The sequence below is a fragment of the Candidatus Omnitrophota bacterium genome, assembly GCA_016209275.1.
Taxonomy (GTDB): domain Bacteria; phylum Omnitrophota; class Gorgyraeia; order Aquiviventales; family Aquiviventaceae; genus JACQWM01.
The window spans coordinates 15201-30750 of the sequence record JACQWM010000052.1; the positions used below are offsets into that span (position 1 = coordinate 15201).

Consider the following 15550-nt stretch of genomic DNA (forward strand, 5'->3'; position numbering starts at 1 on the left):
CGCCGCATTGCGGCGAGCGCCTTTGGCGCCCTCGCAGGGGGTGGGATGAAGGCGCAGTTTTCAAAGGCAGTGAGTAAGTGAGTGGGTGAGTCAGTGAGTGAGGGAAGACGGCTTGGAACCTAAGGCGATATCAGATATGAAATGGCCATTTCATATCTGATATCGAATTGGAGGACTGATGAAGCGATCAGGAGGCGTGACGGCGTGGGCGATGGTGTTGATCGTCATCGGAGCCTTGACGGCGGCGGGATCGCTCTTTGCGTTGGCGATCGGCCCTCGGGCGCTGGATGTCTACGAGGCGCAATTGCGGCAGCTGGATTCAGCCCCCACCGGAGATCAGCCCGGCCAATTGCCGCCTGAAGAAAAGGAGCGCGCCCTGAGACAATTGCGGCAAGCCTTAGAGTCAGTGCGGCAGATTCTCAGCGCTCCGGCGATCAGAATGGCCACGGCGGCGAAGAGCGCGTTGGGAAGTGCTGCGCTCATTGCCGGCATCGGGCTGCTGATGCTGCAGGGTTGGGCCAGAACACTGGCCATCGGCCAAGCTGGTGCCTCAATCCTGCTGGGCTTGTGGGAATTATTCGTCTCGCCTCAGCGGCAGATTGCCGAGCAGATGATGGCGGCGATGAACGGCTTGGTCGATGCGGCCACGCTTGCGCAGATGCGGCAGAGCCTGCAGATCGGGCAAGCCGTCGGCCTAGGGGTGGGACTCCTCCTACTCCTAGCATGGAATGGCGTGATCATATGGTTTTTCAATCGGGAATCGGTCAAGGCCCAATTTGCAAGTGCAGCACATAGCGCATAGCAAATAGCAGATAGATGGTCAACGGCCAGGTGCATGATCCGCAGGTGTTTATTACGGTGCTGCGCGAGTATCATGAAGCCCCATCGAATGCGCGCGGGGCGCTGGCCAATACGGTCGCGGATGCGATTATCACCAAGCGTGTTGATTTGGCCCAAGTGCGCCAACATCTGATCCACGACGGCGCGCATGAGCTGCTCGAAACCCTTGACCGGCTCATTGATCTTATCGAACCCTACATTGAAGAAGGCGGAGTGGAAGAATGAGACGCATCACGATTTTTGACACGACGTTACGGGATGGAGAGCAATGTCCCGGGGCGAGTTTAACCCCTGAGGAGAAGCTGGAAATCGCCAAGCATTTAGCCCGGCTGGGTGTGGACGTCATTGAAGGAGGTTTTCCCATCGCCTCGCCCGGGGATGCCAAGGCGGTGCGCATGATCGCCGAGACGGTCAAAGGGCCGACGATCGCGGCCCTGGCGCGCTCGCTCGGTCCGGACATCGATGCGGCGGCGAGAGCGGTCGCCCCGGCTAGCAAGAAGCGCATCCATGTGTTTCTGGCCACCTCCCCGATTCACCGCAAGTACAAGCTGCGCAAAGCGCAAGAAGAGATTCTGCGCCAGGCGGTGTGGGCGGTGAAGTATGCGAAGAAGTACAGCCGCGACGTGGAGTTTTCGCCGGAAGACGCCTCGCGCACCGAGCCGGAGTTTCTGCACCAGGTGGTGGAGGCGGTCATCACGGCAGGGGCGACGACGGTGAATATTCCGGATACCGTCGGGTTTGCGGTTCCGGATCAGTTTGGCGAATTGATTAACAGTATCGTCGATTGCGTGCCGAATATCGATCGGGCCGTGATCAGCGTGCATTGCCACAACGACCTGGGGCTCTCGGTGCCCAACTCGCTGGCCGCGATTGCCAACGGCGCTGGGCAGGTGGAGTGCACCGTCAACGGCATCGGCGAGCGGGCGGGCAACGCCTCGCTCGAAGAAATCGTCATGACGCTGAAAATCCGCCAGGATTTCTATCATGCCACGACCGGCATCGACACCACACAGATCGCCAAGGCCTCGCGCTTAGTCAGCGCGCTGACCGGCATCGTCGTCCAGCCGAATAAGGCGATCGTCGGCGGCAACGCGTTCCGCCACGAATCCGGCATCCACCAGGACGGGATGCTGAAGCACCGCGCGACGTACGAAATTCTGCGGCCGGAAGACGTCGGGGTCGGGGGAAGCAAGCTCGTGCTGGGCAAGCTCTCCGGGCGCCATGCGTTTGCCAAGCGATTGGCCGATCTCGGATTTCGTTTGCAGAAGCCTGGGCTGGACCGCGCGTTTGAGCGGTTCAAGATTCTTGCCGACAAGAAGAAAGAGGTGTTCGATGAGGATCTGGCGGCCATCGTCGAGGATGCGCTGCCGGCGGCCCAGGAAGTCTACAAGCTGGCGTATGTCCATACCGCCTCTGGCAGCGACACGGTGCCGACCGCGACGATTCGGCTCACCAAGGACGGCAAAGCGCTGCAAGATGCGGCTTGCGGCGATGGCCCGGTGGACGCGTGCTATAAGACGATCGACCGGCTCACCGGAGTCTCGCCTGAGCTCGTTGACTACAGCTTGCATGCCGTGACCAAGGGCAAGGATGCGTTGGGCGAGGTGACCGTGAAATTGCGCCACCAGGGTGTGGAGGTCTCAGGCCGCGGCACCTCGACCGATGTGATTGAAGCCTCGGCCAAGGCGTATCTGAGCGCCGTCAATAAGCTCGTCTCGTCGAGCACCCGCCAATCCTACGTGAAACGACGCCAAGCGCTTCATCCATGAGCAGCTAGGAGCTGCGGATGACTCGTATCTTTGGTGTGATTGGCCATCCGGTTGCTCACAGTCTTTCGCCGGCGATGCATGAGGCGGCGTTTCACGCGCTGCGGCTTGATGCGGTCTATGCGGCCATCGACGCGCCGCCGAAACATCTGCGGCCCATGCTCCAAGCCCTCGCACTCGCCGGAGTCGAAGGCCTCAACGTGACGGTCCCGCTGAAAGAAGCGATTGCGCCGTGGCTTGATCGTCTGGACCCTCACGCCGCGGCGATGCGCGCGGTCAATACCGTAGTCATCAGCAACCGCCGAACGATCGGCTATAACACCGATGGGATCGGGTTTCGGCGAGCGCTCATCGCGCTGGGGTGGAGGCCGCGCGCAACACGCGCCGTGATTCTTGGCGCTGGAGGCGCAGCACAGGCGGTCGCGTGGGAACTCGCGCGCATTCGAGGCAGCCGCCTGACCATTGCCAATCGGCACCTCGGCAGAGCCCGGCGTCTTGCGCGGTGGCTGACCAAGCATCATCCCGGTGTTTGCGCGTGCCCGACACGTCTTTCTCGCGTGCGATTGGACGATGCCGATCTGCTCGTCAATGCGACTTCGGTGGGGATGCGCCCAAGCGACGGCTTGCTCATTGACCCCTGCCAGCTGCGCCAAGGACTCATGGTGTATGATCTGGTGTACAACCGGACGACACCCCTTGTGGCTGCGGCTCGCCGTCGAAGATGTGTGGCGGCCAATGGGGCGTCGATGCTCCTCTATCAGGGCGCGGAATCCTTCCGGCTGTGGTGGCATCGGCCACCACCCTTAGCAGCCATGCGTCGCGCCCTGCAGGAAGCGCTTACGCGCTGATGCCGTCGTGGTTGGTGTGGGGCTTCATCGTGGCGGTCGGCGCTTGTGCCGGCAGTTTCCTCAATGTCTGCATCTATCGGATGCCGCGGGAAGAATCGATTGTGTGGCCCGGTTCACGCTGCCCGCATTGCCAGAAGCCGATTGCGTGGTATGACAACATTCCCGTGCTCAGTTTTCTGGCGTTGCGGGCTCAGTGCCGGCAGTGCCATCAGCCGATTCGGTGGCGGTATCCGATTGTTGAAGCGCTGACGGCCGCCTCGCTGCTCGCCGTTCTCTGGCAATTCGGCCTGACCGCTGTGGGAGTCATCTACGCCGCGTTGGTGTGCTCGCTCATTGTCGCTAGCTTCATTGATCTGGAATTTCAAATCATTCCGGATGAAATCAGCCTCGGCGGCCTGGCGATCGGTGTGGCGCTGAGCGCGCTGGTGCCAGCACTACATGATACCGGCGACCGTTGGGTGTCGCTTGAGCGCTCCGTCATTGGCGCGCTCACCGGCGGCGGGCTCCTGTACGTGACCGGCTCGGCCGGCAACGTCATGCTCTACGGCCTGCGGCGGCTTGGGGTAGCGCTACGGCATCATCCCGCGTGGCGCGCGAGATTCGCCCGCTATCGCCATATGCGCGATTCGATGGGCGGCGGGGACATCAAGCTCATGGCCATGGCCGGCTCGCTGCTCGGCTGGAAAATTGTCACCCTCGCGTTTTTCTTCGCTCCGGTGTTGGCATTAGTCCCCGGACTGTTTATGATGGTATTCCGGAAGACGCATGTGATTCCGTACGGGCCATTTTTGTCGCTCGGATTGGTCATCGCGATGTTTTACGGGGAGACGATGCTGCGTAGCAGCGGCATTGAGGAGACGATTCGTCTGATGTGGAGCTTCTATGGGCCATCGAGGTAATCCATGTTGAGATTTTTGACAGCGGGGGAGTCGCACGGGCCGTGTCTCGTGGCTATTCTGGAAGGCATGCCCTCCGGCGTGCCGATTAACCTCAACGAGATCCAACATCAGATGCGCCGGCGGCAGCTGGGCTTCGGCCGCGGCCCGCGCATGCAATTTGAAACCGATACCGCCGAAATCCTCTCCGGCCTCCGGCGCGGCGTCACACTGGGCAGCCCGATGGCGTTGGCGATTAAAAACAAGGACGCGTCGATCGACCGGCTGCCGGTGGTCACCCAGCCGCGGCCAGGCCATGCGGATTTGACCGGCGCGATGAAATACGACCACCGCGATATCCGCAATGTCTTGGAGCGGGCGAGCGCTCGCGAGACCACGGCGCGCGTCGCCGTCGGGGCGGTGTGCCGGCAGCTGCTCTCGCTGCTCGGCATCGAACTCGCCAGCCATGTGATTGCCCTGGGAGGCATCCGGGCGACATCTGCACATGCCACGGTGGCCCTCGTGAGGAAAAAGGCTGAGCCAACACCGCTGCGCTGTTTGGATGCGACCGCGACCAAGAACATGATCGCGCTGATCGATCGGTGCGTAAAGGTCGGCGACACGCTTGGCGGTGTCTTTGAAGTGCTTGTGGAGGGCGCTCCGCCGGGCTTGGGCAGCTATGTCCACTATGATCGACGGCTGGACGCAATTCTTGGCCGGGCAATTCTCTCGATTCATGCGGTGAAAGCGGTGGAGCTTGGCGAGGGGGTCCTGGGAGCGTCGCTGCCAGGCTCAAAGGTTCAAGATGAAATCTTCTACAAGAAGGGGCAGGGATTTAGCCGTTCGTCGAATCGCGCTGGCGGGTTGGAAGGCGGCATGACCAATGGCCAGCCGATCATCGTGCGCGGATTCCTCAAGCCGCTCTCAACGCTGCGCAAGCCGCTACGCTCCGTTGAAATCAATACCAAGAAACCGGTCGTCGCCACCGTCGAGCGGTCGGATGTTACGACGGTGCCGGCGGCCGGTGTCATCGGCGAGGCGATGGTCGCCTTTGAGCTGGCCCGCGCCATCCTTGAGAAATTCGGCAGCGATTCCTTACGCGAGCTCACACGCAACCATAGCAATTATCTCAAACAAGTAGAGAGGTTTTAGGGGCATTATCTATGTGCGATCCCCGCCACACATCATGGCGGGTCCGCCACGGGTTGTGGCGGATGCTATCTGCTATCTGCTGACATCATGAACATTACGCTCACAGGATTCATGGGGACAGGGAAGACCAGCGTGGGCAAAAAACTGGCCAAGCATTTGGGCTGGCGGTTTGTCGATGTGGATCAGCTCATCGAGTCCAGTGCTAACATGTCGGTGCCGGAGATTTTTGAGAAGCGCGGCGAGGCGGTGTTCCGTCGGATGGAACGGCGGTGCATCAGCCGCGCGGTGCGAGGCCGGCATCAAGTGATTGCCACCGGCGGCGGCGCCTTTGTCGATGCCGAGACGCGCGCCCACTTGCGCGTGACCGGGCCGGTGGTGTGCCTCACCGCAAGCCCGCAGGTGATTGTCTCGAGAGTCGGCAGGAAATTATCTCGGCGGCCGATGCTCAGCGGACATGCGAATCCCTTGGCGCGCATCAAGACACTGCTCGCCCAGCGCGCTTCGGCGTATGCCAAGGCGGATGTCGCGATTGACACGAGCCATCTCTCGGCTGAAGAGACGGTGCAGCGCATTTGCCGGGAGCTTGGCCCCTATGTGTGCAAAGGGTGGCATTATTTGCAGCATCATTTGGCCGAGCTGACCCCGCGGTACGGCGGCCAGTATGTGGTTGTCGTGGATGACCGCATCATCGCTTCAGGCAAAACGCAACTCGCCGCCTACCAGAAGGCGTCGGCGCGGCTGACGAAGACCTGCCAAGCGGGCGTCTATTATATTCCACTGCCGGAAGAAGCTGTGACGGCATTAAGCGCGCAGTCGTAATGCGACGGTCGAACGCGCCCGCCTCATCACTGCGGCGGTTTGAGTTTCCGTATCTGAAAGACGCGCACGGCCATTACGCGCCGATTGTCTACCTGCAGGCGTGGACCGGCAACCGATGGCTCTACCTGCAGGCCTACGTCGACTCCGGGGCGTCGTGGAGCGTGTTTCACGTGGATGTGGCCCAGCTCTTAGGCATTAAGCTCAATACCGTCAAGCGCCGATATGTGTCGCTGAGCAACGGCAGCGTGCTGCCGGTCTATCTGGCCCAGATTAAGGTGCGGTTTGCGGGTGCCGAGTTTTCCGTGCCGGCCGGATTCTCGAATGCGCTGCACATGGGCTTTAATCTGATGGGCCGCGCCGGATTTTTCAGCCGATTTTCAATGACGTTTAACGATCACGCCCGCCTCCTGACCGTCACTCGCCTCTAGCGGGAACCCGCAATTCGATATCAGATATGAATTGGCCTTTTCATATCTGATATCGCCTGTGGAAAACTCATGACCGATCGCGAGCTGTGTATTGTGCTCAATTTGATTCCCGAACTGCATCCGGCGCGGATGCGGCGGCTGCTGGAGGCCTTCGGCAGCGTGCAACAGGTCTGTGCGGCCGATGAATCTCTGTTGGCTCAGGTTGAGGGAATCAACGCGGCGATCGCGAAGCGTATCAGGAGCAGCGTGCGAAGTCCTCGGCTCCTGAAGGAGGAGCTTGCGCGCGCCAACCAGGAGGGTGTTGGCCTGGTGACCTTGGCCGACGCCGCCTACCCTCGGCGGCTGCGGGAGATTACTGATCCGCCGGTGGCACTCTACGCGCGCGGGGAGCTCACCGAGGCGGATGATGCGGCACTCGGCATTGTCGGATCCCGCGCGGCCTCACTCTACGGTTTGCAAGTGGCTGAGCAATTAGGGTATGATCTTGCCCTGCGCGGGGCGACCGTGGTTTCTGGTCTCGCCCTGGGTATTGATGCGGCAGCGCATCGCGGGGCATTGAGGGCTCACGGGCGGACCATCGCGGTGCTTGGCAGCGGATTTTCGCATGTCTATCCAACGGAACATGCGCCGTTGGCTGACACGATTGCCGCTCACGGAGCGGTGGTGTCGGAATACCCCATGCAGATGCTGCCGTATCCCGGCAATTTTCCACGGCGCAACCGGATTATCAGCGGTTTGTCGCTTGGCGTCGTGGTGGTGGAAGCCGGCGAGCGAAGCGGGGCGCTCATTACCGCGGACTCCGCGCTGGAGCAGGGCCGCGAGGTGTTCGCGGTGCCAGGAGCGATTACGGCGAGCACTTCCGCCGGAACGCATCAGCTGCTGAAACAAGGCGCTCGCCTTGTGACCTCGGTTGATGATATTCTAGAAGAACTGCATCTGCTTCCTGTGCCTGTGGCAGCGTCAAGGGTGCAGCAGGCCGCGGGGCCTGAGGGGTTGCGTGAAGAAGACCTCAGTGACGCGGAGCGCCGTATCGCGTCGTGCATGACGGGCAAGGAGCCGCTCTACATTGACGCGATTACCGCACGCTGCGGGCTGGCCACAGCCGATGTCTCAGCGGCCTTATTGCAGCTGGAACTGAAAAAGATCATTAAACAGTTGCCAGGGAAGCACTTTATCAGATATACCTATGAACGCCATCGTTAATGGGCAAGCGCGCCAATTGCCGGACGGGGCCACTGTTTCGAAGATGCTTGAGGCGCTGGCGATTGCGCCAGAGCGCGTGGTGGTCGAAGTGAATCTGAAGATTCTGAAGCGAGCCGAGCACACCGGCACCGTATTAAAGGAAGGGGACCAGGTGGAAATCGTTCGGTTCGTGGGTGGAGGCTGATGGCCAAGAAACTCGTCATTGTCGAATCGCCGGCGAAGGCGAAGACGATCCATAAGATCCTCGGGTCGGACTTTGACGTGACCTCCTCCTTCGGCCACCTGCGCGATCTGCCGGCGAGCAAGCTTGGCGTTGATGTCGACCATAACTTCGAGCCTCAGTACATCGTGATTCAGAAGCGGCGCAAGATCGCCAAGCAGGTGCAGGAAGACGCGCGCGGCTGTGACGCCATCTACTTAGCGCCCGACCCGGATCGCGAAGGCGAAGCCATCAGCTGGCATTTGCAGCGGCTCCTGCTTGACGATGAAGAGGCGCAAGCCAAGAAAGCCGCGAAGCGCGCCAACGATGAGGCGGCCAGCGGCAAGAAACGTCCGAAGGCGAAGCGCGCTGCGCAGGATGGCCGGAAAATCTATCGCGTCACCTTTCATGAAATCACCCCGCAAGCCATCAAGGCCGCCATCCAGCATCCCACGGCGATCGATTTGAAGCTCGTCAACGCGCAGCAAGCGCGGCGGATTCTCGACCGGCTCGTCGGGTACTCCCTGTCGCCGCTCTTGTGGAAAAAGGTCGGCCGCGGCTTATCCGCCGGCCGGGTGCAGTCGGTGGCGTTACGGCTGATCGTCGATCGAGAAAAAGAGATTGAGGCGTTTAGACCGCAAGAGTACTGGCTGATTGATGCTGAGCTGAAGAAGACCGCAGGGGGCGCGGCCTTCAAAGCCCAGCTCGATAAAGTGAATGGCAAAAAAGTTGAGATGAAGACTCAAGATGAGGCGGAGCGTCTGGCGAAAGAACTCCGTGAGCAGTCCTTTGTCGTTTCGGATGTGACGGAAAAGGAGCAAAAGCGCTACCCGAAGCCGCCGTTCACCACCAGCACGCTGCAGCAAGAGGCGTTCCACAAGCTGAGGTTTTCTTCCGCGCGCACCATGCGCATCGCCCAGCAGCTCTACGAGGGGCTCGAGATCGGCCAGGAGGGCGCGGTGGGGCTGATCACCTACATGCGCACTGACTCGGTGCGGATCGCCGATGAGGCGTTGAACGCCCTTCGCGGGTTTATCCCCAAGCAGTTCGGCAAGGACTATGTGCCGGCCGAGCCCCGCGTGTATAAATCCCGCAAGACCGCGCAAGAAGCGCATGAGGCCATTCGCCCCACGAGTGTCGTCCACACGCCTGAGTCGCTCGCGCCGTATTTAACCGAGGAGCAGGCCGCGCTCTATCAGCTCATTTGGCAGCGGTTTGTCGCCAGCCAGATGGCCGACGCCATTGATCAGGTGGTGGCGGTGCAAATCGCCGCCGGGACATTTAACTTGAAAGCCAACGGCCGCACGAATCTCTTTGCCGGATGGACCAAAGTCTATGAGGAAGGCGAGAAGCCGGAAGCGGAGGAGGGCGCTTTGCCTGAGGGCGCCTTGCCGCCGTTGGCGCGGGGTGATGCCTTAACACTGCTCAACCTGCTGCACAGCCAGCACTTCACCAAGCCGCCGCGCCGGTACACCGATGCGTCGCTGGTGAAAGCCTTAGAGGAAGCCGGCATCGGGCGGCCGAGTACGTATTCGCCCACCATCCTGACGATTGTGTCACGGGATTACGTGCGCCGCAACGGCGGCAGCCTCATTCCCACGGACTTAGGCCGCATCGTCACCGACATGCTCATCGAATATTTTCCCGAGGTGATGGACTTGAAATTCACCGCCGAAGTGGAGGAAGAGCTGGACCGCGTGGAAGAGGGCGATCTGGAATGGGTCTCGGTGGTGCGCCACTTCTACACGCCGTTTTCGCTGCGCATCGGGCATGCGCAGGAGACGATGAAGGCGGTCAAGCGCGAGGTGATCCCCACGAACTATGTCTGCGAAAAATGCGGCAAGCCCATGGTGATCAAGTGGGGCCGGTTCGGCCAGTTCTTAAGCTGCTCAGGATTCCCCGAGTGCAAAAACGCCAAGCCGGTGCCGACCGGTGTCAAGTGTCCGACCTGCGGCGGAGAGTTGGTGGAGCGTCGCTCCCGCGGACGGATCTTCTACGGGTGTGGAAACTATCCGACGTGCCGGTACACGGCGCGCAAGCTCGACAAGACCGAGAACGGAGCAGAAAAAGCCGCTGAGGATTCCGAGGATCTTGACGAGTGATCCCGCCACTGGTGAGGCGATTTTTGCAGTACCTGCGAACAGAGCGTAACGCCTCCGAGCACACCGGCACGAATTATTCCCTCGATCTTGCGCAATTTTTCGCCTTCCTGGGGCACGCGCGACTCCACGAGATCACGCCGCTGGAGATCCGACGTTTCGTGGCGCATCTTGGCACCCAACAGCTCGCGCGTCGCACGGTTGCGAGAAAGCTGTCGTGCCTGCGCAGTTTCTTCCGCTTTGTGTGCCGGGAAGGCGGGCTCGAGCATAACCCGGCGGCGTCGATCCCAACGCCGCGGTTGGACAAGCGGCTGCCGTCATTTCTTGATGAGCCGCAAATGACCAAGCTGCTAGGCGCGCCGACGACGGAAAAATGGCAGGGCTGGCGGGATCGCGCGATGCTGGAAACCCTCTATTCCACCGGCATCCGCGCGAGCGAGCTGGTAGGGCTTAATGTGCAAGATCTGGATGAGATTTCCGAAACGCTCATCGTCAGAGGCAAAGGCAAGAAAGAACGGCTCTGTCCCATCGGGAAAACAGCCCTGAAGGTGGTGCGAAGCTATGTGGCGAAGCGGCCGCGAACACCGCGCGCGCCGTACGCCCTCTTCGTGAGCCAAAAAGGCACACGGCTGACCGTTCGGCAGGTCGACCGGCTGCTGGCCCGCTACGTGAAGCTCTCCGGTTTGCCGGCGACCATCAGCCCGCACAGCCTGCGCCATAGTTTTGCCACGCATCTGCTGGATCGTGGGGCGGATCTGCGCAGCGTGCAGGAGCTGCTCGGCCACGCCAGTCTCTCCACCACCCAAATCTACACGCACGTCACCGCCCAGCGGCTGAAGAAAGTCTATGATCAAGCCCATCCAAGGGCGTAAACTAGCGTCCTAATGTGGTGGGTGTACGAACTGCTGTTTATCCTCGGCTACCTCGCCTACCTGCCGAAGGCGCTGATGCGCAAGCGGCTGCCGCATCCCGGCTGGACCATGCGGCTGGGGTATTACCCGCAGCCTGCGCGCGATGTGTTACGCCGCGGCGTGCCGATTTGGGTGCATGCGGTGAGTGTGGGCGAAGTGCTGGCTGCGCGCCCCCTGGTGCGAGCCATCGCGGAGGCGAGTGTGGATCCTCTGATCCTCTCGACCATTACCCGCGGCGGGTTTGACGTGGCATCAACGCCCGCCATCCCTCAAACGATTCCGCTCTACTTGCCGCTTGACCTGCGGGGGTGCGTGCGTCGCGCGTTTGATCAGATTCGGCCGCGGGTCTTGATCCTCATCGAATCAGAATTGTGGCCGATTCTCATCCGAGAAGCGAAGGCCCGCGGCTGCCGGATTGCGGTGGTCAATGGGCGGATCTCCGCACGAGCCTTTCGCCGTTATCGGTGGGTCCGCCGATGGCTGGGAGGCGCGCTGAGCCGCCATATCGACTTCTTCTGCATGCAGAGCCAGCAGGATGCTGATCGGCTGACCAGTCTTGGCGTGACCGCGGAAAAAGTGCGCGTGGCCGGGAATCTCAAATGGGAGGCCAGCCTCTCGGCGCGGCCAACGCCCGAGCAGGCGCAGGAAACCGCCGGAACGATTGGGGTGCTGCCCGGCGATCAGCTGATCGTTGCCGGCAGTACGCACCGAGGCGAAGAGGCCGCGCTGCTTGCGGCCATCCACGAGTTAAAGCGCGCGCAGCAGCCGATACGGCTGATCATCGCTCCTCGGCATCTGGAGCGCGTGGCCGAGGTGGAGTCGTTGGTTAAACAGGCAGGACTGATTTCGCTGAGGTTTTCCCAGGCGCGCGGCGGCGGCGGCTGGGACGTGGGCATCGTGGATACCTTCGGCCAGCTGCCGCGCTACTATGCGCTGGCCACGGTGGTGTTTATCGGCGGCAGCCTGATCCCGCACGGAGGGCAAAATCCGCTGGAGGCTGCGAGCCTTGGCAAACCCGTGTTCTTCGGGCCGCACATGCACAACTTCGCCGACATCGCCGAACAGTTGCTTGCTGCAGATGCGGCGAAACAGCTTGCCACAACCGAAGAACTCTTGGCAACGCTCACTGCCCTGCTCACGAATCCTGCCAGCGCCGAGGCAATGGGGCGTCGGGCCCAGGCGCTGGCCGAACGCTCCCGCGGCGCCGTCACCCGCACCCTCGAAGCGCTCCAGCCGATTTTCCAGTCGATATCAGATATGAAATGACCATTTCATATCTGATATCGCCTTGAGAGTCGTTCTAGACTCTGTCTCTCCGACGACGTACAATAAGAGATTACCATGTGGCGATCCCTCCACGATGCGTGGTGGCGCATAGCCACGCAATCCCAGCCATCCACATGCTCCGACAGCCTTGCCGGAGCCGTCCTTTCCGCCGGCGCAGTCGTGTATGGCGCGGCGGTGGCTGCCCGCAACGCGGCCTACGATCATGGATGGGCTCCTTCAGTTCGGCTGCCTGCCATGGTCATCAGCGTTGGGAATCTGACCGTCGGTGGCACCGGCAAGACCACCTGTGTGGAGCTCATGGCCAAGAAATTCATCGCCTGCCGCAAACAGGTGGCCGTGCTGTCCCGCGGCTATGGCGGTGGCGGCAGGGAATACGTCTTGGCCTGGGGCTCCGGCGGGCTGCTGATCAATGGAACCGCGCAGGCCCCCACAGAGCTGCTGGCTGATGAACCCCAGGTGCTGGCTCAGCGTTTGGGCGGTGTGCCCGTCCTCGTGGGGCCTGATCGGGTGAAGAGCGGACGGCGAGCGATCTCACAATTTGGCGCTGAGGTCATCGTGCTCGATGACGGGTTTCAGCATCGGCGGCTTGCGCGCGATTGCGACATCGTGCTCGTGCGCACGCGGATGCCCTTTGGCGGCTGGCAGGTGTTTCCGCGCGGGCCGATGCGGGAAAACATCTCAGCGCTTCGGCGAGCGGACATCATTGTCATTACGAAGGCCGATGAAGCGCTGGAATCCGTGGGCGCATTGACGGAGCATCTGCATGCGCTGGCCCCTTCCGCGACGATTGTGGCCACGGCGCATGAGCCGATTGGGCTGGAAGATGTGACGACGCGGCAGCCCTATCAATTATCCCGGCTCGATGGCGCCCGGGTGGGCCTGCTGTCTTCCATCGGCGATCCGGAAGGGTTTGAAGCGACCGTGAAACAGTTGCATGCGACCATCGCCTGGCATCGCACCTTTCCGGATCATTATCGGTATCGCCTGGCGGATTGGAAGGCCTTGGCACGACCCTCATCCGGGGTTCGTCCGGATGCGATTGTGACCACGGAAAAAGATTGGGTCCGCCTCCGCCCGCTCGTGGCCGCGGGAGGCTCGTCATCTGTGCCGTTATGGGTGCTTCGGGTTCACATGAAAGTGTTAAGCGGAGAGCATGAGTTGGATGATCGATTGGCTCGCGTGCCTTGCGGTTAGGCTCATGAGCCGGCTCCTCTGTGTGATGCCGGCCGAGGCTGCGGTGTGGTGCGGGCAGCGACTGGGCGGGCTGATCTTTTGGCTGCAGCCCAAGCGATGCCGCGTCGGGATCAGAAACGTCCGCGCGGCCTTCGACGGGCGGATCACTCCGGAGGCGTCTCGCCGGATCATTCACGCCTACTGTCGACATCTTGGGGCGAGCGCGGTGGAGCTGCTGCGTCTGCCGGTGATTGATCGGCGCTATGTCGAGCGGTACATCACGATCGAGGGGTATCAGCATTTTGAAGCGGCGATCTCCTCTGGCCGGCCCATCGTGCTGTTGACCGGCCACTATGGCAATTGGGAACTCTGCTCCATCGTCGCAGCACTCAGAGGCTATCCGATCATGGCCTTAGCGCGCGCTCAGAAGCGCCTGCCGCGTTTGTATCGGTTGCTCGTGTCCTACCGCGAATCAAAAGGGTGCACGATCATCCACAAAGGCGGAGCGATGAAACGGATGATCGAAGCGCTCTCGCGCCGGCAGCTCATCGGCATTGTGGGTGATCAAGTCAGCCGCCAGGGCCTCTTCGTCGAATTTTTCGGCCGGCCAGCGCTGTTTGCCACCGGGCCGTTTGCCTTAGCGCATCAGAAGCGCGCGCTGATTCTTCCGGCGTTCATCCATCGGATCCGCGGCCCGCACCACCGTATTGTTGTTGAGCCCCCGATTGCGCTGCCCACACCGGCGTCGGAAGACGAGGCCGCGCGGCAGGGAGCTCAGGCGTTTGCCAGTGTGCTCGCCCGACACATTGAGCAGGATCCGACGCAATGGCTCTGGTTGCACAAGAAATGGAAGTATACCCCGGCCCGCCGCGCGCTGGTCTTCAGCGACGGCAAGCTTGGGCATCTCAAGCAATCCCATGCCGTGGTGCACGCGCTGCAGGAGCAGCATCCGCAGCTCGTCAGCCAGACCGTGGAGATTCGCTACCGCAGCCGGCTGGCGCGCGGGATCGCCTTGCTATGGGGCTGGGGGATGCCGAAGGGGTGGGGGGGAGCGCGCTGTTTGCGATGGACGCTCACCCCTGAGAGCTGGAAGGCGCTGCGCGGCCGATACGCCGACCTCATCATTTCGTGCGGGGCTTCGCTCTCGGCGCCCAACGTGTTGTGGGCGGCCGAGCACCAAGCCAAGTCGGTGGTGCTGATGAATCCCTCCCCGCTGCCGCTGTCGCGATTCGATGTGGTCATTTCCCCGCGCCATGACCGGCTGCCGCATCGGCGCAATGTGGTGCAGGTGGACGGCGCTGTTGCCGCGACGCTCGGCGAGGACGCCTTGGCTTGCGCGCGCGCGCACGTGCAGCACCATCCCCGATTTCGCGCAGGGTCCGGCGCATTCCACGGGCCGGGCATTGCCGTGTTTCTCGGCGGAGATACGGCGCACTACGCCGTGTCGGAGCCGTTTGTGGCATCCCTGATGGAGGGGGTGGCCCGCGCCAGCCGGCAGCGTGAGGCGACGATGCTGGTCACGACCTCGCGCCGCACCTCGCGCGCTGTGGACGCGATGCTCACGCAGCGGTTCAGCGAGGATCCGCGGTGCCGGTTGCTCCTCTTGGCCAGCCGGGATGCGCTCAACGGGACCATGGAAGGCATGCTGGGGGCTGCCGATGTCGCCATCGTGACTGGCGAGAGCATTTCCATGGTGTCTGAAGCGTGCGCGAGCGGACGTCCGGTCATCGTGGTGGAACCCCCGCTTCGCTCCACCGTGTGCCGGCGGCGGACCAAACACCGTCGGTTTCTTCAGGATTTGGCCGCCGACGGCTACGTGCGTATCGTACCCGTGCATCAGGTGGCGGCAGCGATCGAGCAGGCCCTGAGCGAGCCAGCGTCGTTCAAACGCCTCGACACGGCCAGCGCCGTCCGGCACGCCCTCCAGAAACTGATTTAAATCCAGCGTCC

General features: G+C 61.9%; 15 protein-coding genes. All 15 read left to right on the forward strand.

The window, feature by feature from the left end; all coding sequences use genetic code 11:
• Positions 1 to 178 precede the first annotated feature (178 nt).
• The 15 genes from HY737_07040 (at position 179) to HY737_07110 (ending at position 15539) form a co-directional block, all read left to right on the forward strand.
• The gene (locus HY737_07040; GenBank protein ID MBI4598134.1) at positions 179 to 802 is read left to right on the forward strand and encodes a hypothetical protein; all 624 of its coding nucleotides are present in this window, start codon (positions 179 to 181) and stop codon (positions 800 to 802) included.
• A 14-nt stretch (positions 803 to 816) separates the two neighbouring features.
• A complete protein-coding gene (locus HY737_07045; protein MBI4598135.1) occupies positions 817 to 1065 on the forward strand; it encodes a hypothetical protein in 249 nt (82 codons plus the stop codon).
• A complete protein-coding gene (locus tag HY737_07050) occupies positions 1062 to 2609 on the forward strand; it encodes a 2-isopropylmalate synthase (protein ID MBI4598136.1) in 1548 nt (515 codons plus the stop codon). The genes HY737_07045 and HY737_07050 overlap by 4 nt, the downstream gene beginning before the upstream one ends.
• Positions 2610 to 2626: 17 nt before the next feature.
• Positions 2627 to 3454: a shikimate dehydrogenase gene (locus HY737_07055; GenBank protein MBI4598137.1), complete on the forward strand. Its 828-nt coding sequence runs from the start codon at positions 2627 to 2629 to the stop codon at positions 3452 to 3454.
• Positions 3454 to 4353, forward strand: a complete 900-nt coding sequence (locus HY737_07060) for a prepilin peptidase (GenBank protein ID MBI4598138.1) — start codon at positions 3454 to 3456, stop codon at positions 4351 to 4353. The genes HY737_07055 and HY737_07060 overlap by 1 nt, the downstream gene beginning before the upstream one ends.
• Positions 4354 to 4359: 6 nt before the next feature.
• The gene (aroC, locus tag HY737_07065; protein ID MBI4598139.1) at positions 4360 to 5481 is read left to right on the forward strand and encodes a chorismate synthase; all 1122 of its coding nucleotides are present in this window, start codon (positions 4360 to 4362) and stop codon (positions 5479 to 5481) included.
• A gap of 87 nt (positions 5482 to 5568) precedes the next feature.
• Complete coding sequence (locus HY737_07070; protein MBI4598140.1) at positions 5569 to 6300, forward strand: shikimate kinase; 732 nt, start codon at positions 5569 to 5571, stop codon at positions 6298 to 6300.
• The gene (locus tag HY737_07075) at positions 6300 to 6728 is read left to right on the forward strand and encodes a hypothetical protein (protein ID MBI4598141.1); all 429 of its coding nucleotides are present in this window, start codon (positions 6300 to 6302) and stop codon (positions 6726 to 6728) included. Before HY737_07070 ends, HY737_07075 begins: the two co-directional genes overlap by 1 nt.
• 69 nt (positions 6729 to 6797) lie before the next feature.
• Entirely contained in the window at positions 6798 to 7931 is a 1134-nt protein-coding gene (dprA, locus tag HY737_07080) for a DNA-protecting protein DprA (GenBank protein ID MBI4598142.1), read from the forward strand.
• Positions 7915 to 8115 carry a sulfur carrier protein ThiS gene (gene thiS, locus HY737_07085; GenBank protein MBI4598143.1) on the forward strand — a complete coding sequence of 67 codons (201 nt, stop codon included), beginning with the start codon at positions 7915 to 7917 and terminating at the stop codon, positions 8113 to 8115. Before dprA ends, thiS begins: the two co-directional genes overlap by 17 nt.
• Positions 8115 to 10232, forward strand: coding sequence for a type I DNA topoisomerase (gene topA, locus HY737_07090; GenBank protein MBI4598144.1), 2118 nt, complete (start codon positions 8115 to 8117; stop codon positions 10230 to 10232). Before thiS ends, topA begins: the two co-directional genes overlap by 1 nt.
• Positions 10232 to 11101: a tyrosine recombinase XerC gene (gene xerC / locus HY737_07095; GenBank protein ID MBI4598145.1), complete on the forward strand. Its 870-nt coding sequence runs from the start codon at positions 10232 to 10234 to the stop codon at positions 11099 to 11101. The genes topA and xerC overlap by 1 nt, the downstream gene beginning before the upstream one ends.
• Before the next feature lie 12 nt (positions 11102 to 11113).
• The gene (locus tag HY737_07100; GenBank protein MBI4598146.1) at positions 11114 to 12406 is read left to right on the forward strand and encodes a 3-deoxy-D-manno-octulosonic acid transferase; all 1293 of its coding nucleotides are present in this window, start codon (positions 11114 to 11116) and stop codon (positions 12404 to 12406) included.
• A 75-nt stretch (positions 12407 to 12481) separates the two neighbouring features.
• Positions 12482 to 13621, forward strand: a complete 1140-nt coding sequence (gene lpxK / locus HY737_07105; protein MBI4598147.1) for a tetraacyldisaccharide 4'-kinase — start codon at positions 12482 to 12484, stop codon at positions 13619 to 13621.
• Complete coding sequence (locus HY737_07110; GenBank protein MBI4598148.1) at positions 13581 to 15539, forward strand: mitochondrial fission ELM1 family protein; 1959 nt, start codon at positions 13581 to 13583, stop codon at positions 15537 to 15539. Before lpxK ends, HY737_07110 begins: the two co-directional genes overlap by 41 nt.
• The last annotated feature ends 11 nt before the right edge of the window (positions 15540 to 15550 follow it).